Annotated in this window: 19 protein-coding genes; 8 read left to right on the top strand and 11 right to left on the bottom strand. The window is 68.2% G+C overall.

The window, feature by feature from the left end:
* Nucleotides 1-99: 99 nt before the first annotated feature.
* The 4 genes from DX03_RS15545 to DX03_RS15530 are packed head-to-tail and all read left to right on the top strand — an operon-like array spanning nt 100 to nt 4,360.
* Nucleotides 100-1,149, top strand: coding sequence for an SPOR domain-containing protein (locus tag DX03_RS15545; protein ID WP_038690202.1), 1,050 nt, complete (start codon nt 100-102; stop codon nt 1,147-1,149).
* Between the two features lie 55 nt (nt 1,150-1,204).
* The gene (locus DX03_RS15540) at nt 1,205-2,002 is read left to right on the top strand and encodes a CvpA family protein (RefSeq protein ID WP_038690200.1); all 798 of its coding nucleotides are present in this window, start codon (nt 1,205-1,207) and stop codon (nt 2,000-2,002) included.
* 29 nt (nt 2,003-2,031) lie between these two features.
* Nucleotides 2,032-3,498 (top strand): amidophosphoribosyltransferase, encoded by a 1,467-nt coding sequence (gene purF, locus DX03_RS15535; protein WP_038690198.1) that lies wholly within the window; start codon nt 2,032-2,034, stop codon nt 3,496-3,498.
* A 10-nt stretch (nt 3,499-3,508) separates the two neighbouring features.
* The gene (locus DX03_RS15530; RefSeq protein ID WP_038690196.1) at nt 3,509-4,360 is read left to right on the top strand and encodes a ferritin-like domain-containing protein; all 852 of its coding nucleotides are present in this window, start codon (nt 3,509-3,511) and stop codon (nt 4,358-4,360) included.
* A 146-nt stretch (nt 4,361-4,506) separates the two neighbouring features.
* Here the strand turns inward: DX03_RS15530 and DX03_RS15525 are convergent, their stop codons facing one another.
* Nucleotides 4,507-5,994 (bottom strand): DUF2235 domain-containing protein, encoded by a 1,488-nt coding sequence (locus DX03_RS15525; RefSeq protein ID WP_051598884.1) that lies wholly within the window; start codon nt 5,992-5,994, stop codon nt 4,507-4,509.
* Between the two features lie 218 nt (nt 5,995-6,212).
* Between DX03_RS15525 and DX03_RS15520 the strand changes: the two genes are divergently transcribed.
* Nucleotides 6,213-7,466, top strand: coding sequence for a M12 family metallo-peptidase (locus DX03_RS15520; RefSeq protein WP_038690194.1), 1,254 nt, complete (start codon nt 6,213-6,215; stop codon nt 7,464-7,466).
* A gap of 58 nt (nt 7,467-7,524) precedes the next feature.
* Here DX03_RS15520 and DX03_RS15515 read toward each other — a convergent pair whose 3' ends face one another.
* From DX03_RS15515 to DX03_RS15470, 10 genes are all read right to left on the bottom strand, one after another.
* Nucleotides 7,525-8,181, bottom strand: a complete 657-nt coding sequence (locus DX03_RS15515) for a hypothetical protein (protein WP_038690192.1) — start codon at nt 8,179-8,181, stop codon at nt 7,525-7,527.
* A gap of 18 nt (nt 8,182-8,199) precedes the next feature.
* The gene (lpxH, locus tag DX03_RS15510; RefSeq protein ID WP_038692461.1) at nt 8,200-8,943 is read right to left on the bottom strand and encodes a UDP-2,3-diacylglucosamine diphosphatase; all 744 of its coding nucleotides are present in this window, start codon (nt 8,941-8,943) and stop codon (nt 8,200-8,202) included.
* A gap of 51 nt (nt 8,944-8,994) precedes the next feature.
* Nucleotides 8,995-9,534: a phosphatase PAP2 family protein gene (locus tag DX03_RS15505; protein WP_038690190.1), complete on the bottom strand. Its 540-nt coding sequence runs from the start codon at nt 9,532-9,534 to the stop codon at nt 8,995-8,997.
* Entirely contained in the window at nt 9,515-10,654 is a 1,140-nt protein-coding gene (locus DX03_RS15500; protein WP_038690188.1) for a glycosyltransferase family 4 protein, read from the bottom strand. The genes DX03_RS15505 and DX03_RS15500 overlap by 20 nt, the downstream gene beginning before the upstream one ends.
* 536 nt (nt 10,655-11,190) lie before the next feature.
* Nucleotides 11,191-14,124: a TonB-dependent receptor domain-containing protein gene (locus DX03_RS15495; RefSeq protein ID WP_038690186.1), complete on the bottom strand. Its 2,934-nt coding sequence runs from the start codon at nt 14,122-14,124 to the stop codon at nt 11,191-11,193.
* A gap of 454 nt (nt 14,125-14,578) precedes the next feature.
* The gene (ppx, locus tag DX03_RS15490; protein ID WP_038690184.1) at nt 14,579-16,105 is read right to left on the bottom strand and encodes an exopolyphosphatase; all 1,527 of its coding nucleotides are present in this window, start codon (nt 16,103-16,105) and stop codon (nt 14,579-14,581) included.
* Nucleotides 16,106-16,288: 183 nt separating this feature from the next.
* The gene (gene ppk1 / locus DX03_RS15485; RefSeq protein WP_038690182.1) at nt 16,289-18,370 is read right to left on the bottom strand and encodes a polyphosphate kinase 1; all 2,082 of its coding nucleotides are present in this window, start codon (nt 18,368-18,370) and stop codon (nt 16,289-16,291) included.
* Entirely contained in the window at nt 18,367-19,707 is a 1,341-nt protein-coding gene (gene phoR / locus DX03_RS15480; RefSeq protein WP_038690180.1) for a phosphate regulon sensor histidine kinase PhoR, read from the bottom strand. Before phoR ends, ppk1 begins: the two co-directional genes overlap by 4 nt.
* Nucleotides 19,708-19,888: 181 nt before the next feature.
* Nucleotides 19,889-20,578, bottom strand: a complete 690-nt coding sequence (gene phoB, locus DX03_RS15475) for a phosphate regulon transcriptional regulator PhoB (protein WP_038690178.1) — start codon at nt 20,576-20,578, stop codon at nt 19,889-19,891.
* Nucleotides 20,579-20,713: 135 nt separating this feature from the next.
* Nucleotides 20,714-22,354: a M48 family metalloprotease gene (locus DX03_RS15470; RefSeq protein WP_038690177.1), complete on the bottom strand. Its 1,641-nt coding sequence runs from the start codon at nt 22,352-22,354 to the stop codon at nt 20,714-20,716.
* Between the two features lie 154 nt (nt 22,355-22,508).
* Here DX03_RS15470 and grxC point away from each other — a divergent pair, with 154 nt between their 5' ends.
* From grxC to DX03_RS15455, 3 genes are all read left to right on the top strand, one after another.
* The gene (gene grxC / locus DX03_RS15465) at nt 22,509-22,808 is read left to right on the top strand and encodes a glutaredoxin 3 (protein ID WP_038690174.1); all 300 of its coding nucleotides are present in this window, start codon (nt 22,509-22,511) and stop codon (nt 22,806-22,808) included.
* On the top strand, nt 22,805-23,197 hold the full coding sequence (locus DX03_RS15460) for a carboxymuconolactone decarboxylase family protein (RefSeq protein ID WP_038690172.1): 393 nt from the start codon (nt 22,805-22,807) through the stop codon (nt 23,195-23,197). Before grxC ends, DX03_RS15460 begins: the two co-directional genes overlap by 4 nt.
* 288 nt (nt 23,198-23,485) lie before the next feature.
* Entirely contained in the window at nt 23,486-24,493 is a 1,008-nt protein-coding gene (locus DX03_RS15455) for an isocitrate dehydrogenase (RefSeq protein ID WP_038690170.1), read from the top strand.
* Nucleotides 24,494-24,616 lie beyond the last annotated feature (123 nt).

Below are 24,616 nucleotides of genomic sequence, written 5' to 3'. Positions count from 1 at the left end.
TCTCATCGCGCTGCGGCCGTTCAGCCGCCGCCGTCGCCGCTCACGCCGACACCCGTATAATCGCCGTGGCATTCCGCCGCGCCGCCCTGCCTGCCTTCCGTGGATACTCCTCTGAAACAGCGACTGATTGGTGCCATCGTTCTGGTGGCTTTGGCTGTGATCTTCCTGCCCATGCTGGTCAAAGGCCCCGCGCCTGACAGTGGCGTGGCCAGCGTGCCCATCAGTGCGCCGGCAGCGCCGTCGGACGGCCAGTTCGAAACCCGCGAACTGCCCCTGGTCGCGCCCACCGGTGCGGCCACAGGCCTGCAGGGGGCATCGACCACCCAGCCGCTGCAGGATGGCGTGGACGCCCCGCCGGCGGCCGCCGCAGCCGATACCTCGCCCGCCGTGGCGGCCGGCAACTTCGCGGTCAGCTTTGGCGCCTATGGCAGCCAGGCCGATGCCGACGCGGTGATCGCCTACCTGAAAAAATCGCAGCTGCCCGGGTTTGCCGAGCCGGCCACCATCAATGGCCGCCAGGCGTGGCGCGTGCGCGTCGGCCCGTATGCCGATCGCGCCCAGGCCGAAGCTGCCCGCCTGCAGGCGGTGAAGGTGCGCAATGACGTCAAGGCCGAAGTAGTGACGCTGGATGCGCGCGCCGACACGGCCGTGGCCGCTGCCCCGACGCCGACGCCGACGCCGACGCCGGCTGCCACTGCCGCCCCTGTCACTGCGTCCAGCGCGGCTGCTGCGCCGTCCAGCGCCACGGTCAAGACTGAAGCGCTGCCGCCGGAGCCGGTCGCCGCGACCAAGCCGGTGGCGCCCAAGCCCGAGCCCAAGCCGGCCCCGGCCAAGCCCGAGCCGGCCAAGCCGGATCCGGCGGCAACCGCCGCCGCCAAGCCGGTGGCCACCCCGGCGGCGCCGGCCGCCAGCAGCATCGGGTTCGCCGTGCAGCTGGGCGCGTTCGGCCAGGCCGCCGAAGCCAATGCGCTGCGCGACAAGGTCCGCGCGGCCGGGTTCAGCGCGTTCGTGGAACAGGTACGCACCGACAAGGGCACGCTCAACCGCGTCCGTGTCGGTCCGGTCGCCAACCGCGCCGACGCCGAAAACCTCAAGGCCCAGGTGGCGTCCAAGGTGGGCGTGGCAGGCATGGTCCGGCCGCATCCCTGATGCCGCACGCGTCCGCGCGCCCTGAGCCTGCACGGCCCCGGTGCCGGGGGCGCGCATGATCGATATCGCCCTGCTGGTGGTGATCGCCCTGTCGGCACTGCTCGGCGTGCTGCGCGGCTTCGTCAGCATCGTCATCAGCCTGGCGTCGTGGGTGCTGGGCGGCTGGGCCGCGCTGGTCTTCGGGCAGGACGCGGCCGCCTGGTGGGCAGCGTCGGCCGAACCCGGCACCGGCCATGTGATCGCCGGCTATGTGTCGGTGTTCCTGCTGGTCATGGTGGCGGTGTGGGCCATCGGCCTGGTGATCCGCCAGCTGGTACGGGCCACCAGCCTCAACGGTGCCGACCGCCTGCTGGGCGGGGTACTGGGCGTGGCCCGGGGCGCGGTGATCGGCTGCGTGCTGTTGCTGGCGGCGTCCTACACCCCGATGGCCAATGAACCCAGCTGGCGCGACTCGCAACTGCGGGGCGTGCTCGACCCCGGCGTGGCCTGGTTGCAGGCGCGCATGCCGGGCATGCCCGAGCTGCCGCAGCTGCCCGGCGTGGACGCCCTGCAGGGCCTGGCCGGTCTGCCGGCGGCGTTGCCGGAGGTGAATGCGGCGCAACTGCCCAGCGCGGAGTTGGGCAAGCCGGGCCTGACAGGCGATAATGGCGTGCTTGGCGGATTGCTGGCAGGGCGCGGATGGCCGCGACCACTGGATGAAACCCCGCAGCAGGCGGGAGACCCCACCGACGTGGGGGCGCGCAGCGGCAGCCCAGGTTCCTCGCAGCACAACGATCCGGCGCGCGTGCGCCCGGATCAGCCTGTTCCGGCACGGAACGGGTCCCCCGGCCAGGCACGGCCACCTTCACTGTAGATGGGCACAGCCCAGCGGAGATTCGCACCATGTGTGGCATCGTCGGAATCGTCGGCAACCAGAACGTCGCCGGGCAGTTGTATGACGGCCTGACCGTCCTCCAGCATCGTGGCCAGGACGCGGCCGGCATCGCCACCGCCGACGGCACGCGGCTGCGCGTGCAGAAGGCCAATGGCCTGGTCCGCGACGTGTTCGACGCCAAGCGGATGTCGACCCTGGAAGGCCGCGTCGGCATCGCCCACGTGCGCTACCCGACCGCCGGTTCGGAAGGCATGGACGAGGCGCAGCCGTTCTACGTGAACTCGCCGTACGGCATCGCGCTGGCCCACAACGGCAACCTGATCAATACCGAAGCCCTGCGCCAGCAGGTGTTCGAACAGGACCGTCGCAACGTCAACACCGATTCGGACAGCGAAGTGCTGTTGAACGTGTTCGCCTACGAACTGGACGCGCAGCGCCAGCTCACCCCGGAAGCGGCGATCCGCGCCGTGGCCGGCGTGCACCGCCGGGTCAAGGGCGGCTATGCGGTGATCAGCGTGGTGCTGGGCCTGGGCCTGGTCGCCTTCCGCGATCCGCATGGCATCCGGCCGCTGGTGCTGGGCAAGCGCGCCCACGCCGAAGGCGATGAGTACATCGTGGCCTCCGAATCGGCCGCGCTGGACGTACTGGGCTTCCAGCGCGTGCGCGACGTGCGCCCGGGCGAAGCGCTGGTCATCACCGCGCGTGGCGAGCTGTTCTCCGAAGTCTGCGCCGAGCCGGCCGAGCACAGCCCGTGCATCTTCGAATACGTGTACTTCGCACGTCCCGATTCGATGATCGACAACGTGTCGGTGCACAAGGCGCGCATGCGCATGGGCATCAAGCTGGGCGAGAAGATCCTGCGCCTGCGCCCGGATCACGACATCGACACCATCATCCCGATCCCGGACACCTCGCGCGACGCCGCGCTGGAGATCTCCAACACGCTCGGGGTGAAGTACCGCGAAGGCTTCATCAAGAACCGCTACATCGGCCGCACCTTCATCATGCCGGGGCAGGGCGAGCGCGTGAAATCGGTGCGCCGCAAGCTCAACCCGATCCACCTGGAGTTCCGCAACCGCGTGGTGCTGCTGGTGGATGACTCGATCGTGCGCGGCACCACCAGCCAGCAGATCGTGCAGATGGCGCGCGACGCCGGTGCGCGCAAGGTGTACCTGGCCAGCGCAGCGCCGCCGGTGCGTTACCCCAACATCTACGGCATCGACATGCCGGCCGCCGAAGAACTGGTGGCGCACAACCGCAGCATCGAAGACATCGAAAAGCACCTGGGCTGCGACTGGTTGATCTACCAGGACATCGAAGACATGGAAGCGGCGGTGCGCGAAGGCAACCCGGAGCTGAAGGCCTTCGATTCGTCGTGCTTCAACGGCGTCTACCCGACCGGTATCGAGCCGGGGTACTTCGAGCGCATCCAGCAGTTGCGCTCGGACGATGCCAAGCACAAGCGCCGCGCCTGAGGGTGCACCGATGGCCGAGCAGTTGCCGCTGGAGGCGGCCGGTGACCTGCTGCGTGCCGCGCAGCAGTGCCTGGCCGCAACGGACCCGCTGCATAAAGTCGCGCTGACCCAGGCCTACGCGGTGCAGTTCCGCGCGGGCCAGCTCAAGGCTCGCGCCGATGCCGCACCGCCCGCGCCGATCCGCATGCCGGGCCGGCCGTCCAGGCCGCACCTGGTGCACCCGCGCGACCTGCCCAAGCGCGGGCTGGGCAGTGTGGAGGGGCGCGCGGCGTTCATCCATGCCATCGCCCATATCGAACTCAATGCCATCGACCTGGCCTGGGATGCGGTGTACCGCTTCCGTGGCCTGCCCGGTGCGTTCCATGCCGACTGGGTGAGCGTGGCCGACGACGAGTCGCGCCATTTCATGCTGTTGCACGGGCGGCTGCAGGCGCTGGGGTTCGATTACGGGGATTTCGACGCGCACAACGGCCTGTGGGAAATGTGCGAGAAGACCGCGCACGATGGGCTGTCGCGGATGGCGCTGGTGCCGCGCGTGCTGGAGGCCCGCGGGCTGGATGTCACCCCGGGCATGATCAACAAACTGCGGTCGGCCAATGACCACGCCACCGCCGATGTGCTGGAGATCATCCTGCGCGAGGAAGTGGCGCACGTGGCGGCCGGGTCGCGCTGGTATCACTGGTACTGCAAGCGCGCCCGGGTCGAACCGCGCGAACGCTTCATCGCGCTGTTGAACGAGTACGCCGGCGGCTTCCTCTACGGCCCCTTCAACCTGGAGGCGCGCCTGCTGGCCGGGTTCGACGAAGAAGAACTGGCCAACCTCATCGAGCAGGCCGGCCGCACCAGCGGCCCGGTGCGGTAACCCCACACCGGGTGCGGCCACCCAACATGGTGCAGCCACCCATGGGGTGGCTCTACCGCATCACGCGCCCCGGTAGAGCCACCCCATGGGTGGCTGGCGCATCACGTTTGGTGGCTGGCGCATCACGTTGGATGGCTGCACGTAAATCACGCGTTTGGCAACACCACGCGTTTGCCGTCCTCGGTCGGCCGGTTGATGTAGAACAGCCCCGGTCCGGGGCGATACGGCAATTCACGCGTGCCTTCATCGGCGGCGTACAACAGCGCGGTATCGCCGAGCGCATCGAAATTCCAATGCGCCGACTGCATCAGGTAGTGCTGCCGCAGCAGCTGTTCCTGTGCCGCATCCAACGCCTGGCCCGACAACAGCCGCGCTGTGATCGGCACTAGCACGTCGGGCAGGGTGAGCGCGGCCACGTCATCGGCATCGGCCAACCAGCGCACGCCGGCCGCGGCCGCACGCTGCTGCATCAGCCGCAAGGCCACCCACTGGTAGCGCCCGTCGATGTCGCGCTTCAACACCACCGCCGCATGCGCATACAGCACCCACTGCGGCAGCACGCTGGCACTGCCGGCCACCCGCTGCGCCTGCCAGCGGTGCCACACATCCACCCACACCGCGTCATCGCCCAATCCCAGCGCGGCTTGCCAACGCTGGCACGCCGCCAGCGCCTGCCGATACACCTGGGTGCCCTGCAGCAGGTGCAGCGGCGGCACCTCGGTGTCGGCCAGGCCGTGCCCTGTAACGCGCTGGCCAAGCGGGCGGGTCAACAGCTTGGGCCCTTCGATGCGCTGGTCGTAGCCGCCGCCGATGTTGGCGTGCACGCCGGGCAGGGCGATCTCTTCATGCTGCGGCGCCACCGAGGTCAGCGCGAAGTGGTAACGGTGTTCGTCGCGCGCGGCAATCTGCAGTACCTTGGCGGCGCACCCGGCCGGCAGCGCGACATCGGGCAGTTCGTCGCGCTGCTGCGGGTTGATTGCCACCACCGTATCGAACAGCCCGACAAAGCGCGCCGGCCGCGCGGGGACGGTCGCCTCGTTGGCCACCTGCCAGCCGGTGCGGTGCACCTGCTCGCGCAACCACGCGCGGCCGTCGGCGCGGTTGAGCCGATTGAGCGCATCGCGTGCGGACGCCGCGCCACGCGAAAAACCGAACAGGTCGATATGCAGCGTTTCCAGCACCGCCTGCGGATGGGTACGCGCCAGCGCCCGCAGTGCATCGGGCAGCAGTTCGTCCAGCGCCCGCCGCGCCTTGGCGCGCACCCCCGTGCGCCCGATGCCGAAGGCCAGGCCCATCAGGTCGTCATCGGTGCCGGTGCGGGTGCCGGCGCCCTCGATGTAGATCGCCAGCGACACCACCGGGCCGCGCGCCCGCTGCGCGCGGTCGTCGGGATACAACGCATGCAGCCGCGCGATGTTGGTCAGCCCGTTGCTGTAGCTGCTGGTCAGCCGGCTCTGGTACGGCGAGGCGTCATCGGCCACCAGCGGCGCCGGTGGTCGTGCGGTGGGCGTGGTGCTGCCGGGCGGGCGTGACGCGCGCAACAGGTTGTCGGCGTTGTTGCGGGTGCCGTCGAAGAACAGGCCGATCTGCAGCGACAGCGTCGCCGTGGGTACCGGAGGGGGCTGTCCTGCCATGGCCGTCTGTTCCCAGTGGATGGGACGACGTTAGCGCGAAAACGACACGGACGCGACGTCGCTGAACCGCGAGGTCGGCGGTCACAGTTCGGAAAAGTGATCGACCTTGTCTATTGAATTCACGCGATCAAGTGGAGCCATATGGGCGGGCCCGCTCGCAGGGGCAGCACCGTAACCACGATGTCCACCCCGTTTTCCACTCAGAGAGAGACGACACGATGTCCAGATCGATGAGCAAGGCCGCAGGTGTGATCACGTTGTGCATGGCGGCGGCAGGCGCTGCCAGCGCCGCCCCGTTGTTCGAACCGGTCACGGTGCTGAGCCGTGCCGGCAGTGCCAACCAGCCCGCCGCGCAGGCGGTGCTGTCGGCTGCGTCCACTGCCGCGGTGCAGGAGGTACGGATCGATGCCGCAGCGGTCAATGCTGGCCAGCGGCAGCTCGAGTTCGAGCTGCTGGGGACGCCGGTGCAGGCGCTGCAGCAACGCGTCGAGGCCCTGCCGGACGGCGGCAGCGTCTGGTACGGCCAGCTGCAGTCGCGCAGCGCCAAGCTGGGCGCGCGGGCGGCGGCCAACGACCCGGCCAATTCGGTGATCCTGGTGCGTAACGGCGACACGGTGACTGGCTCCATCCGCAAGGACGGCCAGCTGTACCGCCTGCGCCCGCTCAGCGATGGCCGCCATGTGCTGGTGGAAGTGGACGAGTCGCGCATGCCGGCCGACCACCCGGCCGACTACAACAGCCTGCCGCAGGTGGCCATGCCGGTCAGCGACCGCGCTGGTATCGCGGCGGCGTCATCGGGAACGCCGGCCACCATCCGGGTGCTGGTGGTGGCCACCAACGGCGCGGTGGCCGCGTACGGCGGCAACATGCAGTCGCTGGTGCAGTTGGCGGTGGCCGAATCGAACCAGGGCTACGTCAACAGCAACGTGGGCATCACCCTGCAGCTGGCCGGTTACGAGACCACCCCCTATGTGGAATCAAGCAGCTTCTCCACCGACCTGTCGCGTTTCCGCAACACCAGCGACGGGGTGATGGACAGCATCCACACCAGCCGCAACACCACCCGCGCCGACGTCGCCGTGCTGGTGATCAACAACGCCAGCTCGTGCGGCCTGGCCTCCGGCATCGGCTCCACCGCCGCCACCGCGTTCGCGGCGGTGCATTGGGACTGCGCCACCGGCTACTACTCCTTCGCTCATGAAATCGGCCACCTGCAGAGTGCGCGCCACGACATCGCCACCGACCCGAGCACCTCGCCGTACGCGTATGGCCACGGCTACCGTTACGAGCCGTCGAGCGGTTCGCGCTGGCGCACGATCATGGCCTACGCATGCACGGCGGGCTGCCCGCGCCTGAACTTCTGGTCCAACCCGAACATCAACTACAACGGCGTGCCGATGGGCATTGCCAGCAGCGCCGACAACCAGCGCGTGCTGGTCAACACCAAGGCCGCGGTGGCCGCCTTCCGCTGATGCTGGCCAACGCCCTGCCTGCCACCGCGCGCTGCGGTGGCGGGCAGGGCACCTTGGGTCAGGCGGGATCTGCCGCGTCGGGACGGCAGCGCCGCAGCGCGGTCTGGCCATCGCCGGCCTCGATCCGACCGGCGGTCTTGTCGCCCCCGGCGGCGGTGCTGTCGGCATCGATGAAGAGCAACAGGTTCACGATCGCACTGGTGGCCGTATACGCGGTGTCGCCCTCGGCCGTGGTCACGCCGCGATACAGGCGCGGGGTTTTGCCACAGACCACCAGCTCGTAGGCCATCGCGCCAACGCCCTCGCCATCGCTGGCCTGCAGCCGCATGCGTTCGCCATAGGGGCCGCTGCCAAAGCGTTCCAGCAGCACCCAGCCCTGCGCGGGAGGCGCCTGTTCGAACGCGAACACGGGCGTGCGTCCCTGCGCATCGGTGATGCCCTGGTAAACATCCTTCTCTGCGGCCACGAACGGCAGGTCGAACGCGGTGTGCGACAGCGCGAACGGCCGCAACGCGGCCGGTGCGGCGCTGACCGTGTCGCGCAGCACGAACTGGTACCGGTGCGGGCCGCTGCCCACCTGCGGCGCGTGCGGGTCGGGGCGGATCTGTTCCACCTGGGGTGACGCAGTGGCTTCGGCGGGGGCGGCGCTGGCTGCCACAGGCGTGCCCAGCGAAAGCAGCGTGGCCAGCAGCAGGGCCGGTGGACGGTCGATCATCCGTGATCCTTTATCGGCTCAGCGCGCCAGCGTGTCCAGGCTCCAGCCCTGCGCGGTCACGCGCAGCACCGACCCTTGTTCATACCAGTCACCCAGGACAATCCGGGTGCACGGGCGATCGCCGACCTGCAGCGCGTGGATCGCCGGGCGGTGGGTGTGGCCGTGGATCATGGTGTCCACGCCGTGGCGCACGTAGGTGGCCTCCACTTCGGCCGGTGCCACGTCGGTGACGGTCTCGAAGCTGGCGCGGTCGTCCTGCTTCATTTCCGACTGTCGCGCCTGGCTGGCATCGCGCGCTTTCTGCGCGAAGGCGATGCGCGCGGCCAGCGGCTGGGACAGGAACTGCGCCTGGAACACCGGGTCGCGGGTCTGCGCGCGGAACTGCTGGTAGGCCACGTCGTCGGTGCACAGCAGGTCGCCGTGCTGCAGCAGCACCGGGCGGCCGTACAGGTCGATCACGCTGGGGTCGGGCAGGATGCGGAAGCCGGCACGGCGCGCGTAGTCGTTGCCGACCAGGAAGTCGCGGTTGCCGCGGATGAAGTACACCGGCACGCCGGCATCGGACACGGCATGCAGCGCGTCGGCCACCGCGTCGGCGGCGGCCGAGGGCGTGTCATCGCCGATCCAGGCTTCGAACAGGTCGCCCAGGATGTACAGCGCGTCGGCCTGCATCGCTTCATCGCGCAGGAACGCCAGGAACAGCTCGGTGATGGCTGGACGACTCGGGTCCAGGTGCAGATCGGAAATGAACAGCGTGGTCATGCGCGCATTGTAAAACGGGTCGGGCGGCTCTGCTGCGGCCTGCACCCCAGGTTACAGCGGCAGCGGCAACCACCGAAGGCTCGCGCCGGCCAGGGCTGTCGCAATTGCCGTGGCCGCCAGCACATCGCTGGGATAGTGCAGGCCCAGCACTACCCGGGACAGCCCCACCGCGGCGGTGAACGGCACCAGCAGCGGTGCCAGCCACGGGTAGTAGGCCAGGGCGACGATGGTGAACGACACCGCGTGCAGGGTGTGCCCGGAAGGGAAACTGAATTCATCCAGCGGCGCGACCCAGGCGCGGATGCGCAGGTCGGCGGCATACGGGCGCGGGCGTCGGGTCCAGCGTTTGAGACCCTTGTACAGCAGCAACGCCATCAGCCCGGTGGCGGCCATGTGCAGCGAGGCCTGCAGCCCTTCAAACCCGTCCAGCAGCACCAGTGCGGCCATCAGCGCATACCAGAACACCCCGTCGCCCAGCCGGCTGACCACGGCGAACGCGCGGCGTACCCGGCGGCGCCTGCAGTAGTGGTTGGCGCGGCGGCACCAGCGGGTCTCGTGCCCGCGCAGGGCGTCAAGCGGCGTGGTCGGCATGGGGCCTCCGGGCCGTGGCCAGTTCGGACAACAAGGCATCGAATTCGGCCACCACCTGCTGTGGATGCAGCCGTTTCATGGCGGTGGCCGCGTTGCGGCCCAGCCGGGCCCGCAGCACATCGTCGCCGGCCAGCTGCAGCGCGGCAGCGACGAACTCACTGTCGGTGTTCACCGCCATGCCGTTCTCATCGGTGCGCAGGTATTCGCGTGCCGCGCCGTAATCGAAGGCCACGGTGGCCACGCCGCTGGCCATCGCTTCGAGGGTGACGTTGCCGAAGGTCTCGCTGCGGCTGGGGAACAGGAACAGGTCGCCGCTGGCGAAGTGGCGCGCGAGCGCGTCGCCGCGCTGCACGCCGCAGAAGATGAAGTCGGGATTTTCATGCGCCAGTTTTTCGCGCGAGGGGCCATCGCCCACCCAGATGAAGCGCGCCTTGGGGCGTATCTGCTGCAGGCGGCGGAACGCCTTCACCGCCAGGCCGAGGTTCTTTTCCGGCGCGATGCGGCCCACGTAGATCGCCGCAAAGCCGTTGCCATCGATACCCCATTCCTCGCGCAGTGCGGGGTCGCGCCGCGGTGGTTCAAACTGGCTACTGTCCACCGCACGGGCCAGCAGGCGCACGCGGTCGAAGCCCTGTTCGCCCAGGAACTGCTGCAGTTCCTGGGTGGGCACCAGGGTGGCATCGGCCTGGTTGTGGAAGCGCCGCATCCAGCGCAGCGCAGCGGCCTGCAGCCAGGCCACGCCGTAGTCGGGCAGGTACTCGTCGAAGCGGGTGTGGAAGCCGCTGGCGACCGGGATGCCGAGCCGGCGCGCGGTGCGCAGTGCGGACCAGCCCAACGGGCCTTCGGTGGCGATGTAGATCGCATCGGGGCGCTGCAGCTGCCATTGCCGGGCCAGGCGCTTGGGCGCGGGCAGCCCGAAACGCAGGCCGGGGTAGCGCGGCAGCCCGGCCCCGGTCACCAGCAGGGTGCCTTCCTCGGTGTCGGCTTCGGTGGCTTGGCGCGGGCGTACCAGGTCCACCTGGTGGCCAGCCGCGCGCAGTCCCTGTTCCAGCCCCTGCACGGTCAGGGCAACGCCGTTGACTTCGGGGGGGTACGTTTCAGTGACGATGGCATAGCGCATGGCGGGCCTCCGGTATGTGGCCATGCTGGGCGCGCGCGATGTAGCGCCCATGACGCGCGCATGACCGGCCGATGACGCCCCCAGCTTCTGCACGCGCAGTTTGGATCGGCTGGCGTCCCCGATCGGGGCGGTCGCGCGCGTGAGGGCCCCGTAGCAGCCGGTAGGCCCCTGGCGCAAATGTCCCCCGGCCGCGGGGCGGCCTCCTCCTTTATTTTGCCCAGGCGCCTACCGGCTGCTACGGGGCTCGGCTTGCGGTGCGCAGGTGGACGCCACGCTTTTTTTGACGGTGGTCGGTGGGTCGGGCGTTGGGTCCCCATGCCCTTGGAGGCGAAATAAAGGAGGAGGTGGCGGCCGCAGGCCGACGCCGGGGGCGTCGCCGGAAAGGGCATGGGGGCCCAGCGCCCGATCCGCCGCCGGCTGTGTGCCGGGAAAGCATCAAGGCACGTTTCTGCCTGCCCCGCAGATGGGCGAAGAACCAAAAAAAACCACGGCCCCGAAGGGCCGTGGTTGGGTGTTGCGGTATTACCGGGCAGCGATCAGAACTGCTGCTTGTACTGCATGTACACGAAGCGACCGATGTCGAAACCGCCGTAGTACGAGTACACCGAGTTCGGCTTGGTGTACATCACCGGGCCGAGACGGTTGAACACGTTGTTGGCGCCGATCGACACGGTGGCGTTCCACGGCAGCTTGTAGCGGGCCTGCACGTCGTGGAAGGTGACCGAGCCACGCTCGTTGTAGCTGCGCGAGCCCTTGTACCACGGTGCGTACACGCTCGGATCGGTGCACTCGTCCGGATGGTTCAGCAGGCTCAGGCACTGCTCCTTCACGCCGGAGTAGTAACGCGCGCTCCAGCTGATGCCGAAGTTCTCCAGATCCCAGCCCACGGTCGCATTGGAACGCACGCGGAAGCCGATACCGGTGTTGGTGGCGATGCCGTTGGTGGTGGTCGGCACGGTCGTCGCGTCGTTGGACGAACGGTAGATGTTCGAGCTCACGTACGTGGTCGACCAGGAGGTGCTCAGCTTGCCGTAGGCAGTATCCAGACGGTAGCTCAGGTCCATGTCGTAGCCTTCGGTCTCGGCGAAACCGGCATTGCGGTTGCCGAACTTCAGGCCGGTGACGATGCCGGTGACCGGATCACGCGAGAAGCGGGCGCAACGCGACTCGATGTTCTGCTCGTAGCAGTCGATCAGGATCTGATTCGGGCTGTCGGAGACGATCGTGTTGTCGATGCGGATCTTCCACCAGTCCAGCGACACATTGAAGTTGCTGATGAAGGTCGGGCTCCAGACCACGCCCAGCGTCTTGCTGGTCGAGGTTTCCGGCAGCAGGTTGGGGTTCGAGCCGGAGGTGAAGGCGACCGGGCTGGCAGCGCTCGACCCGGAGGTGGGCTTGTTGGTGCTGTCCAGCTGGCGGAACGTGGCGACGTTGGCGATGTCCTGCGCGCAACGTGCACGCACGCTGCTGCTGCTCTTGGCCGAACCGTATGCGCTGTCGCACGGATCGCTGAAGGTCGGGAAGGTTTCCGAGCCGCCACCGTACAGGTCGTTGATGGTCGGCGAGCGGAAGCCCTCCGCCCAGGTACCGCGGACCAGCAGCTGGTCCAGCGGACGCCACTTGAAGCCGAACTTGCTGTTGAGCGTGTCGCCGAAGGTGTTGTAGTCCGAATAACGCGTCGCGGCGCTGAAGCTCAGCTCCTTGGCACCCGGCAGGTCGGCCAGCACCGGCACGTTCAACTCCAGGTAGGCTTCCTTGACCTTGTACGCGCCACCGGTCGGGCCTGCGGCCAGATTGGTGGTCGCGCCGGTCTGGGCCAGGGCGTCCGGGGTGAACTTGCCGCTCTCTTCGCGGTGTTCCAGGCCGAATGCAAAGCCCAGGTCACCGGCCGGCAGGGTGAACGCGCTGCCGCTGAGGTTGGCGAACCAGTTCTTGGTCGTGGTTTCGCCCGTAGCATTCTCTTCCGGGAACAGCCAATCCTGCAGCGCCTGGTTGCCGTCCAGACCGTACGGGTTCTGCACGCCGTACGGCACCAGCGGGTTCCATACCATGCAGTTGGCCTTCGGGGCGGCAGCGCTGCCGCACTCGACCTTGCCGGTCGCGGTGTTCAGGTACGACGGGCCGACCGCATCGATGACGCGCTGCTTGTGCAGGTTGCCGGTGGTGTGCTGGGTCAGCTCGTTCTTGCTGTACTGGTAGCCCACTTCCCAGTCGAAGTAACGCTCACCCAGATCGAACGAACCGTCGAAGGCGGCGACCGCACGCTTGGTCTTCAGCTCGCTGGTGCTTTCGCGCGGCAGTTCCCAGGTACGACGGTTCCAGGCGACCGAGGTCGGGGTGGCATACCCGTTCTTGTTGCCGAACGGGTTGAAGTAGCTGTCCACCGACATGTTGCCCTCGGCGGGGGTCTTGCCCAGCGTGCTGGAGGACAGCGGGTAGCCCGCGGTCACGCGGGTCGACTCGCGCTTGTTGTAGCCCAGCTCGGTCTTGAAGTTGATGTTCTCGGTGATGCTGGCCTGGCCGGAGAAGAACAGCGAATCACGCTTGATCGGATAGCTCAGGTGCATCTGATCGTTGGTGTTGCTGGTGTCGCCGGTGAACGCGGCCGGGTTGGTCAGGTGGTAGTTGCCCGGCTTGGTCGGATCGGTGCCACGGTTGAGCGAGTAGCCGCAGCCGGCGGTCGCGGTGCAGCCCGGGCCACGCAGGCCGGTGAACTGGCCCCACTGGCTGGTGGTGGTCCAGCCTTCGGTCGGGTGGCGGTCGGTGTTGCTGTACTGGCTGAAGCCGCGGTCACGCGCCCACACGGCCTTTTCTTCCGAATGCTCGGCGGCGAACGTGGCCGAGAAGCGGTCGTTGGACCAGCCGGCGACCACGTCGAAGCGGTCACGCGCGCCGTCGCCTTCGCTGTACTGGCCGTGGTAGACGTTGGCGGTCACGCCGTTGACGTTGCTGCGGGTGATGATGTTGACCACGCCGGCCATGGCGTCGGAGCCGTAGATGGCCGAGGCGCCGTCCTTCAGGATCTCGATGCGCTCGATCGCCGACACCGGCAGGACTGACAGGTCCTGGTAGCCGGAGGTGCTGATGCCCAGGCGACGACCGTTGATCAGCACCAGCGTGCGCTGGGTACCCAGGCCGCGCATGTCGACGTAGGTACCGCCGGCATTTTCACCTGCGGTCAGCACGTTGGCACGGCTGATCGTCGGGCTGCCCATGGCGGTGACGTTCTGCAGGATGTCCGAGACCGAGCTGAAGCCCTGGCGCTCGATGTCCATGCGGGTCAGCGCCAGCACCGGCTGGGCGGTTTCCACGTCGACCTGGCGGATGCGCGAACCGGTGATCTCGATGCGGTCAAGGTTGGTTGCTGCCGGCGCGTCCTGTGCCATCGCCGGGGCGGCCATCAGGCCTGCGGTGCCGGCGACCAGGGCATAGCGGATCGCCTGCCCCAGTACGTTGGTGCGTGAATTCATGTGGCTCTCTCTCTCGTTTGGAACTGGATCAAAAAGAGTCGGCGGGCCCAAGTTCCCGCGTCCCCAAAAATCCGACCGTGTGAAGGCCGGTTCCTTGATCATAGTCTCGGTCGTTAATACTTTGTAAATAGTCCGCGAAGAAATTCTCACGGGCTTCTAACGAGCGAGACAAAACTGCAAGAGAAGCAATGACTTGTCGTGGCGGTTCGGGAGTAGCTACGTATCGGTTTGTGTCGAAATGTAGCAATTTGATGCAATGCGGCATGGTTCCCGCGCAAATCCCCCCGCGCCCGGCCGCTGGAGCGGCTGGCAAACGGCCACGACGAAGCCGCCGCCCGCCGGGGTGGGGCGGGCAGGGTAAGGGGACACGGTGGGGACTACCGCCGCCCGGTACCGCCACGCGGCACAGAAGACGCAGGAAGGGCGGCCCGCGGCGGTGCGCGGGCCGCTGAACTCAGGCCACGAACGGCCGGAACTGCACGCCCAGCCCGGCCATGCCCTCGGTTTCACCGATCAGGTCGGCGCGCAGCAGCGGCCGCGCATCGATGTAGGCCTGCGGCAGGATCAGCGCCAGGCGGCTGTCGTCGGCGGTCAGTTCCAGCGCCGGCATCGGGGTTTCCTCGTGGGCGCGGTTGAGCAGCACCGCCAGCCGCAGCAGCGCGGTCATGCGCCGTGCCGGTTGCAGCAGGCGCTCGGGCAGCGCCTCGAACGCCGACTTGGAGATGTTGCGGCGGTGGCTGCGGACCAGCGCGGCCAGCAGCTGCTGTTCCTGCCGCGAGAAGCCGGCGATGTCCGAGTTCTCCAGCACGTAGCTGCCGTGCACGTGGTAACCGCTGTGGGCGATCATCAGGCCCAGCTCGTGCAGGCGCGCGGCCCAGCCGAGCATGCGCGCGTCGTCGGGGTCCAGCGCCCAGCTGTCTTCCACCTGGGCCAGCAGGTTCATCGCGGTGTGCTCGACGCGGTCGGCCTGCACGATGTCGATGCCATAGCGCAGGGTCAGCGCGGCCACCGATTCGTCGCGCAGGTCGTTTTCGCTGGCGCGGCCCAGGATGTCGTACAGGATGCCTTCGCGCATGGCCGCCTTGCTGACCAGCAGCTTCTGCAGGCCCAGCGCCTGGAAGGCCGCCTCCAGCACCAGGATGCCGCCGGCGATGATCGGGCGGCGGTCGGCCGACAGCCCGGGCAGGTTGATGTCTTCGATGCGCTTGGCCTTGAGCAGCTCATCGCGCAGCTGCGGCAGGGCTTCGGCGGTGATCGCGCCCTTGCTCAGCTTCATGGTGGCGCAGATCTCGCTGATCGCCTTGTGCGTGCCCGACGAGCCCAGCGCTTCGTGCCAGCCCAGCGCCCGGTACTTGTTGGCGAACTGCTGGAACTCCGCGCCGATCTCGGTCAGCGCATCCTTCCAGCGCTTGCGGCTGAGCTTGCCGCCCGGGAAGAACCGGCGCGTGCTGGCGATGCAGCCGGCCTGCAGGCTTTCGCGTTCCAGGGTCTGCATGCCCTGGCCGATGATGAATTCGGTGGAGCCGCCGCCGATGTCGATCACCAGCCGGCGCTGGTCCGGCTTGGGCGGCTGCGCGTGGGCCACGCCCAGGTAGATCAGGCGGGCCTCTTCGCGGCCGCTGACCACTTCGATGGCATGCCCGAGCGCGGTCTCGGCCGGCATCAGGAAGGCCTGCGGCGAGCGCAGCTGGCGCACGGTGTTGGTGGCCAGCGCGCGCACCCGGACCGAGGGAATGGCGCGGATGCGCTGGCCGAACCGCGCCAGGCATTCCAGCGCGCGCTGGCGCGCCTCGGCGGACAGGCCGCCCTTGCCATCCAGGCCATCGGCCATGCGCACGGTCTCGCGCAGGCGGTCGACCACCCGCAGCTGCCCGAGCGTGTAGCGCGCGATGACCATGTGGAAACTGTTGGAACCCAGGTCGATGGCGGCGAGCAGGTCGCCATCCTGCAGGGCGGGCGGAGTCGTGGAGGTATGCGGCATTTGCGAATGTTAGCCGAAGGGTGGGTCGCGAAGTCACCGCGCGCCCTTCACATGGGCAGGCTGCGACGACCGGTCGCATCGAAGGGGGCAGGCGGCTGCCCGGCCGGTAGGTGCCGACCGCTGGTCGGCACGCAAGAACGTACCGACTCGGGCTATCAACGCGTACCGACCAACGGTCGGTACCTACAGGCCCTGCATCAACGCCATCTGCGCCGCGTGCGGCGGCTCGTCGTGGTCCGGGGTGCACTTCCGGTAGCTGCCGTCGGCCTGCAGCTGCCAGGCGTTGAGGTTGTCGTCCAGGTAGTTCTGCAGCACGTCACGGTAGACCTTGCGCGCCAGCTCCGGGTCCAGGATCGGGAAGCAGGTTTCCACCCGGCGCAGCAGGTTGCGCTCCAGCCAGTCGGCACTGGCGCAGTAGAGCTCGGCGGCGCCATCGTTGCCGAACCAGTAGACACGGCTGTGCTCCAGGAACCGGCCGACGATCGAACGCACCCGGATGTTGTCCGACACCCCGGGCACGCCCGGGCGCAGGGTGCAGGCGCCCCGCACGATCAGGTCGATCTGCACGCCGGCCTGGGAGGCGGCATACAACGCGCGGATCACCTGCGGCTCGTTGAGGGCGTTCATCTTGGCGATGATCCGGCCCGGGCGACCACTGGTGGCCAGGCGGGTCTCGCGTTCAATACGCTGCAACAGGCCGGGGTGCAGGGTGAACGGCGATTGCAGCAGGCGCTTGAGCTTGGTTCGCGGCGCCAGGCCGGACAGCTGCTGGAAGAGCAGGTGCACGTCGTTGCCGATGTCCGGGTCGGCGGTGATCAGGCTCAGGTCGGTATACGCGCGTGCGGTACCGCTGTGGTAATTGCCGGTGCCCAGGTGCACATAACGGCGCAGCTTGCGGCCCTCGCGGCGCACGATCAGCAGCATCTTGGCGTGGGTCTTGTAGCCCACCACGCCGTACACCACCTGCACGCCGGCTTCCTGCAGGCGGTCGGCCAGGCCCAGGTTGGCCTCTTCGTCGAAGCGTGCGCGCAGTTCCACCACCACGGTGACGTCCTTGCCGTTGCGCGCGGCCTGGATCAACGCATCGACAATCTGCGAATCCTTGCCGGTGCGGTACAGCGTCTGCTTGATCGCCAGCGCGTTGGGATCCACCGCGGCCTGCTTGATCAGGTCCAGCACCGGGGTGAACGCATCGAACGGATGGTGAAGCAGCACGTCCTTGCGCGCCACCACGTCGAAGATGCCGTCGCCATCGCGCAGCACGCGCGGGCTGAGGGTGGGGTACTTCAGTTCCGGGCGGGCCAGCAGGTCGTACAGCTGGATCACGCGGTTGAGGTTGACCGGCCCGTCGATGCGGTACACCGCGTTTTCGGTCAGGCCGAAATTCTGCAGCAGCGTGCGCACGATGTCGCGCGGGCAGTCCTGCGCGATCTCCAGGCGCACCGCCGGCCGGTAGCCACGGTCGACCAGCTCGTCGCGCAGCGCCAGCGCCAGGTTCTCCACTTCTTCCTCGTCCACCACCAGTTCGGAATTGCGGGTCACGCGGAACTGGTAGGCGCCCTGGACTTCCATGCCCGGGAACAGTTCGTCGACGAACGTGGACAGCACCGAGGACAGGAACACATAGGTCTGCGGGCCGCCGAGTTTTTCCGGCAGCTGGATGATGCGCGGTAGCGAGCGCGGCGCGCGCACGATGGCCAGGTGGCCGGCGCGGCCGAACGCATCGGTGCCCTTGAGCACCACCACGATGTTCAGCGACTTGTTGAGGATCTTCGGGAACGGGTGCGACGGATCCAGCCCCAGCGGCGACAGCACCGGCATGATCTCGTTGCGGAAATAGGCGCGCAGCCAACGCTTCTGGCGGTGGTTCCAGGAGTGCCGGCCAAGCACGTCGATGCCGGCGTCGTGCAGCGCCGGGCGCAGGGTTTCATTCCAGCAGCGGTACTGCTGGTCCACCAGCTGTGCGGCGCGATCGTGGATCGCGTTGAGAATCGCCTGCGGGGTCATGCCATCCGGGGCCGGCGGCAGCCCGAACTCCTGCGCATGGCGGACCGCGGCGGCGCGGATCTCGAAGAACTCGTCCAAGTTGGTGCAGGAGATGCACATGAAGCGCAGCCGCTCCAGCAGCGGCACCTGCGTGTCCATCGCCTGGGCCAGCACGCGGAAGTTGAAATCCAGCTGCGACAGCTCGCGGTTGATGTACAGCGCCGGGTCACGCAGTGGATCGTTGTCCACAGGCACGGCGATGGGAACGAGAGTGCTCATGCGGAAAGGTCTTCGGAAGAGGAAAGGGAGGCCGCGTCGGCGCGCTCGCGGACGTGGTCGGCATCGAAGTGGCACGCAAACACGCTGCCCTTGCCGACCTCGCTCTGGATCTCCAGGCGTGCATGGTGCAGGCCCAGGATGTGCTTGACGATCGACAGGCCCAGGCCGGTGCCACCGCTTTCGCGCGAACGGCTGCTGGACACCCGGTAGAACCGTTCGGTCAGGCGAGGCAGGTGGGTGGCGGGAATGCCGTAACCGGTGTCGCGCACGCTGAGCACCACGCCCTGGCCCTCGCGCGCCAGCTCTACTTCGACCCGGCCACCGGCCGGGGTGTAGCGCACCGCGTTGGTGACCAGGTTGGAGAAGGCGCTGTGCAGTTCCTTGTTGGACCCCTGCAGGTCGACCCCGGCACTGTCGATCACGCTGATCTGGTGGCGGCCCTGGCTGTGCGCCTCGGCCTCACGGCGCAGCGTGGCCAGCATCGGCGCCATCGCCACGGTCTCTTCTTCGGTGTGTTCCTGCGATTCCAGCCGCGACAGGGTGAGCAGGTCTTCGACCAGCTGGGCCATGCGCTGGGACTGCTTGCGCATCTCTTCCAGCATCGGGCCGGTGCCGGGGAAGTCCTCCGGCTCCATCATGTCCAGGTAGCCGTGCACCACGGTCAGCGGCGTGCGCAGTTCATGGGACACATTGGCCACGAAGTCGCGACGCACCTGTTCCAGCCGCAGCAGCTTGCTCACATCGCGTGCGATCAGCAGCCAGTAGTCCGGCGAGTAGGGAATCAGGCGCAGGTTGAGCCGGATCGCCGGATCGACCGGGGAAGGCACGTCCAGGATCGGTTCGGCATTGCGTCCGCCGGCCAGCCAGTGGGCCAGCGGCATTGGTTGCAGGCGCTCGACCAGGGCCTCGCCCAGGTCACCGGGATGGTGCAGGCCCAGCAGCGAGGTGGCCGCTTCGTTGAACCACTGCACGCGCTGGCTGTTGCGGTCCACCACCACCACCGCGTCGGGCAGGGCGGCGGCGGCGGCGCGGTAGCTGCGCAGCATGTCCAGCAGGCGCCGCTTGCGCGTGCGCATTTCCAGCTGGTTGCGGTACAGCAGGCGGTCCAGTTCGTTCCACACGCCGTTGCCGCCGCCCATGTCCCAGCGCTGCCGGGCGGTCAGCCGGCGCAGCACCCGGCGCAGCCGCCAGTAATGCCAGGCCAATGCGCCGATGGACGCCAGCGCGATGCACATCCACACATGGCCGGTGAGCAGCCCCAGCACGCCGGCGGCGAGCAGCAGCAGGGCGAGGGTGGCCAGTGTCTTCAACCAGGCAGAACGGATGTGGCGCGGCATTGCGGTCTCGCGGAAAGTGCGGTCCCCGGTGTGATCCGGGGGAGAGCGGGGCGCTGCCCCGCTACCAAACGTGGAGCGGGACTCTACCCCGCTGCGTAGGGCGGGACTCTACCCCGCTGCGTAGAGCGGGGCTCTGCCCCGCTGCTGCAGCTGCCTGAGCCTAGCAGAAGCAGCGCCGTGATCAGGTCGAGGTGGAGAAGCGATACCCGGCGCCGCGCACGGTCTGCACCATGTTTTCCGCCGCGAACGGTTCCAGCGTCTTGCGCAGCCGGCGGATGTGCACGTCGATGGTGCGTTCCTCCACGTAAACGCTGCCGCCCCACACATGGTCCAGCAACTGGGCGCGGGTATAGACGCGCTCGGGGTGGGTCATGAAGAAGTGCAGCAGGCGGTATTCGGTGGGGCCGATCGGCACCGGCTGGTCGCCAGCGAACACGCGGTGGGCGGCGCCGTCGATGCGGATCGAACCGACCGCCACGCTGCCATCCTCGTCATCGTCGCGGGCGCGGCGCATCACCGCGCGGATCCGGGCCAGCAGTTCGCGGGCCGAGAAGGGCTTGACCACGTAGTCGTCGACACCGGCTTCCAGGCCGCCGACGCGATCGTTCTCTTCGCCTCGCGCGGTCAGCATGATGATCGGCACCTCGCGGGTGAGGGCCTCCTTGCGCCAGCGCCGGGCCAGGTCCAGCCCGCTGGTGCCCGGAAGCATCCAGTCCAGCAGGATCAGGTCGGGGACGCGATCGGCGATCGCCGTCTGCGCTTCGCGCGCATCGCCGGCATGGATGGGGTCGTAGTCGCCCTTGCGGAGGGCGAAGGCGACCATTTCGCGGATCGCGGGTTCGTCATCGACGATCAGAATGCGTTTCTGCACGTGCGCACCGTATTGCTTATCAGACCGGGATTGAGCCCAGTAGACTACGGTTTCATGACATGTTTGTGACGGCCGGGGCGGCGATCGATGCCGATTGCCATGCGCTGGTCATCTGCCGGCAGCGCGGTCGCCGGCTCAACGCCGTTCCAGCTCCGGGTCGCTGATGCCCTGGCGGCGCATTTCGAGCACGGTCGGGGTGATGGTCTCGATGCGCGCATCCACCCGCGCGCGGCCGACATAGTCCAGCCCGGGCTGCTTCTTCAGGGCCTGCAGCTGGATCAGCGCCTGCTCCGGCCGGCCGTTCAGGTAGGCCGCCTCGGCGTACGCCTCGCTGGCCCGTACGGTGTCGCCGGCCAGTTCGCTGGCCCGGGCATAACGCAGCTGGAACACCGGATCATTGCCGCTTTGCGACAGTAGCGGGCGCAGCATCGCCTGCGCGCGCTGGCCGGCCTCGCGGCCGCCCTGCTCGTTGAGGATTTCGGCGTAGGTCAGGGCCACCGGGCGGCTGCCGGGGTGCTGGCGCAGCAGCGTCTCGAAGCGGGCGTTGGCCTGGGCGGCCTGGCCGGCGCGCGACTCGGCCTGGCCCAGCGCCACCGCGACCCACAGGTTGTCGGGATGGTCGCCCAGCAGCGCGACAAGGTCGGTACGGGCCTGCGCGGCCCCGCTGTTGCGCAGCCGTGCCAGGGCCAGGCCGTAGCGCTGCGCCGGGCTCAAGCCGTCCTTCTGCGCGCGCTGCAGGTTTTCGTACTCGCGCACCACGTCGCCCGGCGTATCGGCGCTGAGCACCCGCAGGCGTTCGCGCGCCCATTCGAACTGGCCGCTGGCGCCCCGGCTGAGGGCATTCACCGACAGCTGCATCGAGGCCGGCAGCAGCGGGTTGCCGCGTCGCACGATCGGGTCGGACAGGGCCGGGTCGGCGGGGTTCACCCGTTCCTGGCGGACCCCACCGGGAACCTCGGTGGTCAGCAGCACGGTGTCCTTCTTCATCTGCTCGGCGCGGGACTTGGCCTCGCTGATGCGGGTGGTGTTGACCGGGTGGGTCTGCAGGAAGTCGGGGACCGAGTAGCCGCCGGCGTTGCCGCGCATCGAGGCGGACATGCGTTCGAAGAAGCCGGCCATCGCATCCACGTCGTAGCCGCTGCGGGCCAGCGTGCGGATGCCCAGACGGTCGGCTTCGGATTCGTTGCTGCGGGTGTAGTTGATCTGGCGCTGCTGCATCAGGCCCATGCCCGAGGTGATCGCGGCCATGGTCGCATCGCCGGAGGAGCTGCCGCCGGCCTGCTGCGCGGCGACCACCGCCGCCAGCATGCCCAGCAGGATCGGGATCTGGTCGCGCTGGGCGCGCTCCACCCCGCGCAGCACGTGTTGCTGGGTGACATGGGCGATTTCGTGGGACAGCACTGCGGCCACCTCATCCTCGCGTTCGGCGGTCAGCACCAGGCCCGCGTTGACCCCCACATAGCCGCCCAGCGTGGCGAAGGCGTTGATCTGCCGGTCCTTGAGCATGAAGAACGTGTAGGACTGGCGCGGCTGGGCACTGTTGGAGCCCAGCCGGGTGCCGATGTTCTGCAGCCAGTCGTCCACCAGCGGGTCGTCCAGCAGGAAGCCGTAGTTGCGCAGTTCGCGCAGCATCATCCCGCCGTACTCGGCCTGGCGCGCCGGGGTCAGCAGTTCCCCGGCCGACGACCCGATGTCCGGCAGCTTGGAGTCCTGGGCCGAGGCCAACGGCGCGGCCAGGGCGAGGGTGAGCGCGGCGGAGAGCAGCAGAGGGCGCAAGTGAAGCTCCAGGACGGGCAGGGCGGGGAACCAGGGCGGCAGCGTGACAGGCCCCATGCCAATCTGCGGTTAATCCACAGTGTTGCGGTCATGACATGGAAAAACCAGCGGCCAGCTACCATATACAGACACTCGTTTGTCCGTGGAGTTTCCCGTGAGCCAAGATGTTGCGTCCAACCCGGGTGGGGCCCCCGCCATCACCATCTATTCCACCGCCGTCTGCCCCTACTGCGTGGCCGCCAAGAACTTCCTGAAGAGCAAGGGGCGCGACTGGACCGAAGTGCGGATCGACCTGGACCCGGTCGAGCGCGACAAGATGATGGCCAAGACCCGCCGCACCAGCGTGCCGCAGATCTTCGTCGGCGACGTTCACGTGGGCGGCTATGACGACATGATGGCGCTGCACCGGGCCGGCAAGCTGGAACCGCTGCTGGCCGGCGAGGGCCAGGCGTGAGCGCGGCCGACGACGGCAGCAAGGACCGCATCGCCGAGTTCACCGAATTCCGCCAGCGCATGAACCAGCGCATCCTGGGCGAGCCCAACCAGGTGGTCCGCCGCTTCTTCGCGCTGGACACCCAGACCTACCAGGCCGGCGCGCTGGATGTGAAGACCAAGGAGCTGCTGGGCCTGGTCGCCTCGATGGTGCTGCGCTGCGATGACTGCATCAGCTACCACGTGGCCCAGTGCAAGGACGCCGGGGTGACCCGCGAGGAGTTCTTCGAGACGTTCTCGGTGGGCCTGGTGGTCGGCGGCTCCATCGTGATTCCGCACCTGCGCCGCGCGGTCGATTTCCTGGACCAGCTCGAAGGCGGCGCCGCCGCGCCGGCTGTTCACGAACATTGAGGTCGGGGCGGCCGCCGCGCTGCCCTCCCTGATGACGCCGGCGACGCGCTGGCGGGTTTCTGTTCATGTTCGGCATTGGGTGCCCACCGACCAACGGTCGGTGGCTACCGGTGGCGCGCTGGCTGCCGCTGTGTGGGGCTGTCTGGTTGCCGGCCAGCGGCCGGCACTACCAATGGCGGATTTGGGTCCGTTGGGCGGGTCAGGCATAATTGCCGATGAAACTTCCCTTGCGCCCGTGCTCCGCGTAGCTGACGGACGGCGCTCCCCCTCGGTTCGGAATACACATCAATGACGCAGAAAATCACGGTCATCCGCGGTGACGGCATCGGCCCGGAGATCATGGACGCTACCCTGTTCGTGCTCGGCAAGCTGGACACCGGCTTTGAATACGAAGACGCCGACGCCGGCCTGGTCGCGCTGGAAAAGCACGGCGACCTGATGCCCGCTTCCACGCTGGAATCGATCGCACGCAACAAGATCGCCCTGAAGAGCCCGCTGACCACCCCGGTCGGTGGCGGCTTCACCTCGATCAACGTCAGCCTGCGCCGTCACTTCGACCTGTACGCCAACGTGCGTCCGGCCGTGTCGTTCCCGAACACCAAGTCGCGCTTCGGCGACGGCGTGGACCTGATCACCGTGCGTGAGAACACCGAAGGCGCCTACCTGGCCGAAGGCCAGGAAGTGTCGGCCGACGGCGAGACCGCGTTCTCCGGTACCCGCATCACCCGCAAGGGCTCCGAGCGCATCGTGCGCTACGCCTTCGAGCTGGCCCGCAGCACCGGCCGCAAGAAGGTCACCGCCGTGCACAAGGCCAACATCATCAAGTCGACCTCGGGCCTGTTCCTGGCCGTGGCGCGCGAAGTGGCGGCCAAGTACCCGGACATCGAGTTCCAGGAAATGATCGTCGACAACTGCTGCATGCAGCTGGTGATGCGTCCGGAACAGTTCGACATCATCGTGACCACCAACCTGTTCGGCGACATCATCTCCGACCTGTGCGCTGGTCTGGTGGGCGGCCTGGGCCTGGCCCCGGGTGCCAACATCGGTGAGAACGCGGCCATCTTCGAAGCCGTGCACGGCACCGCGCCGGACATCGCCGGCCAGGGCAAGGCCAATCCGTGCGCGCTGCTGCTGGCAGCCGCGCAGATGCTGGACCACGTCGGCCAGACCGACAACGCCGAGCGCCTGCGCAAGGCCATCGTCGCCACCCTGGAAGCCAAGGATTCGCTGACCGGCGACCTCGGCGGCACCGGCAACACCATGGGCTTCGCCCAGGCCATCGCCAGCCGCCTGTAAGCGGTCGGTCGACATCGTCAGAGTCCACAGCGGGGCGCCTTCGGGCGCCCCGTTGCGTTGGGGGCCTGGGACGTTATCTGTGCGAATTGGGCACAGATTCTGTGCGATCAGGGGGCTGGTTGG

This window comes from Stenotrophomonas rhizophila (assembly GCF_000661955.1).
GTDB lineage: Bacteria > Pseudomonadota > Gammaproteobacteria > Xanthomonadales > Xanthomonadaceae > Stenotrophomonas > Stenotrophomonas rhizophila.
Note: the sequence above shows the minus strand (reverse complement) of the source record. Positions and strands in the feature narration are given on the sequence as shown.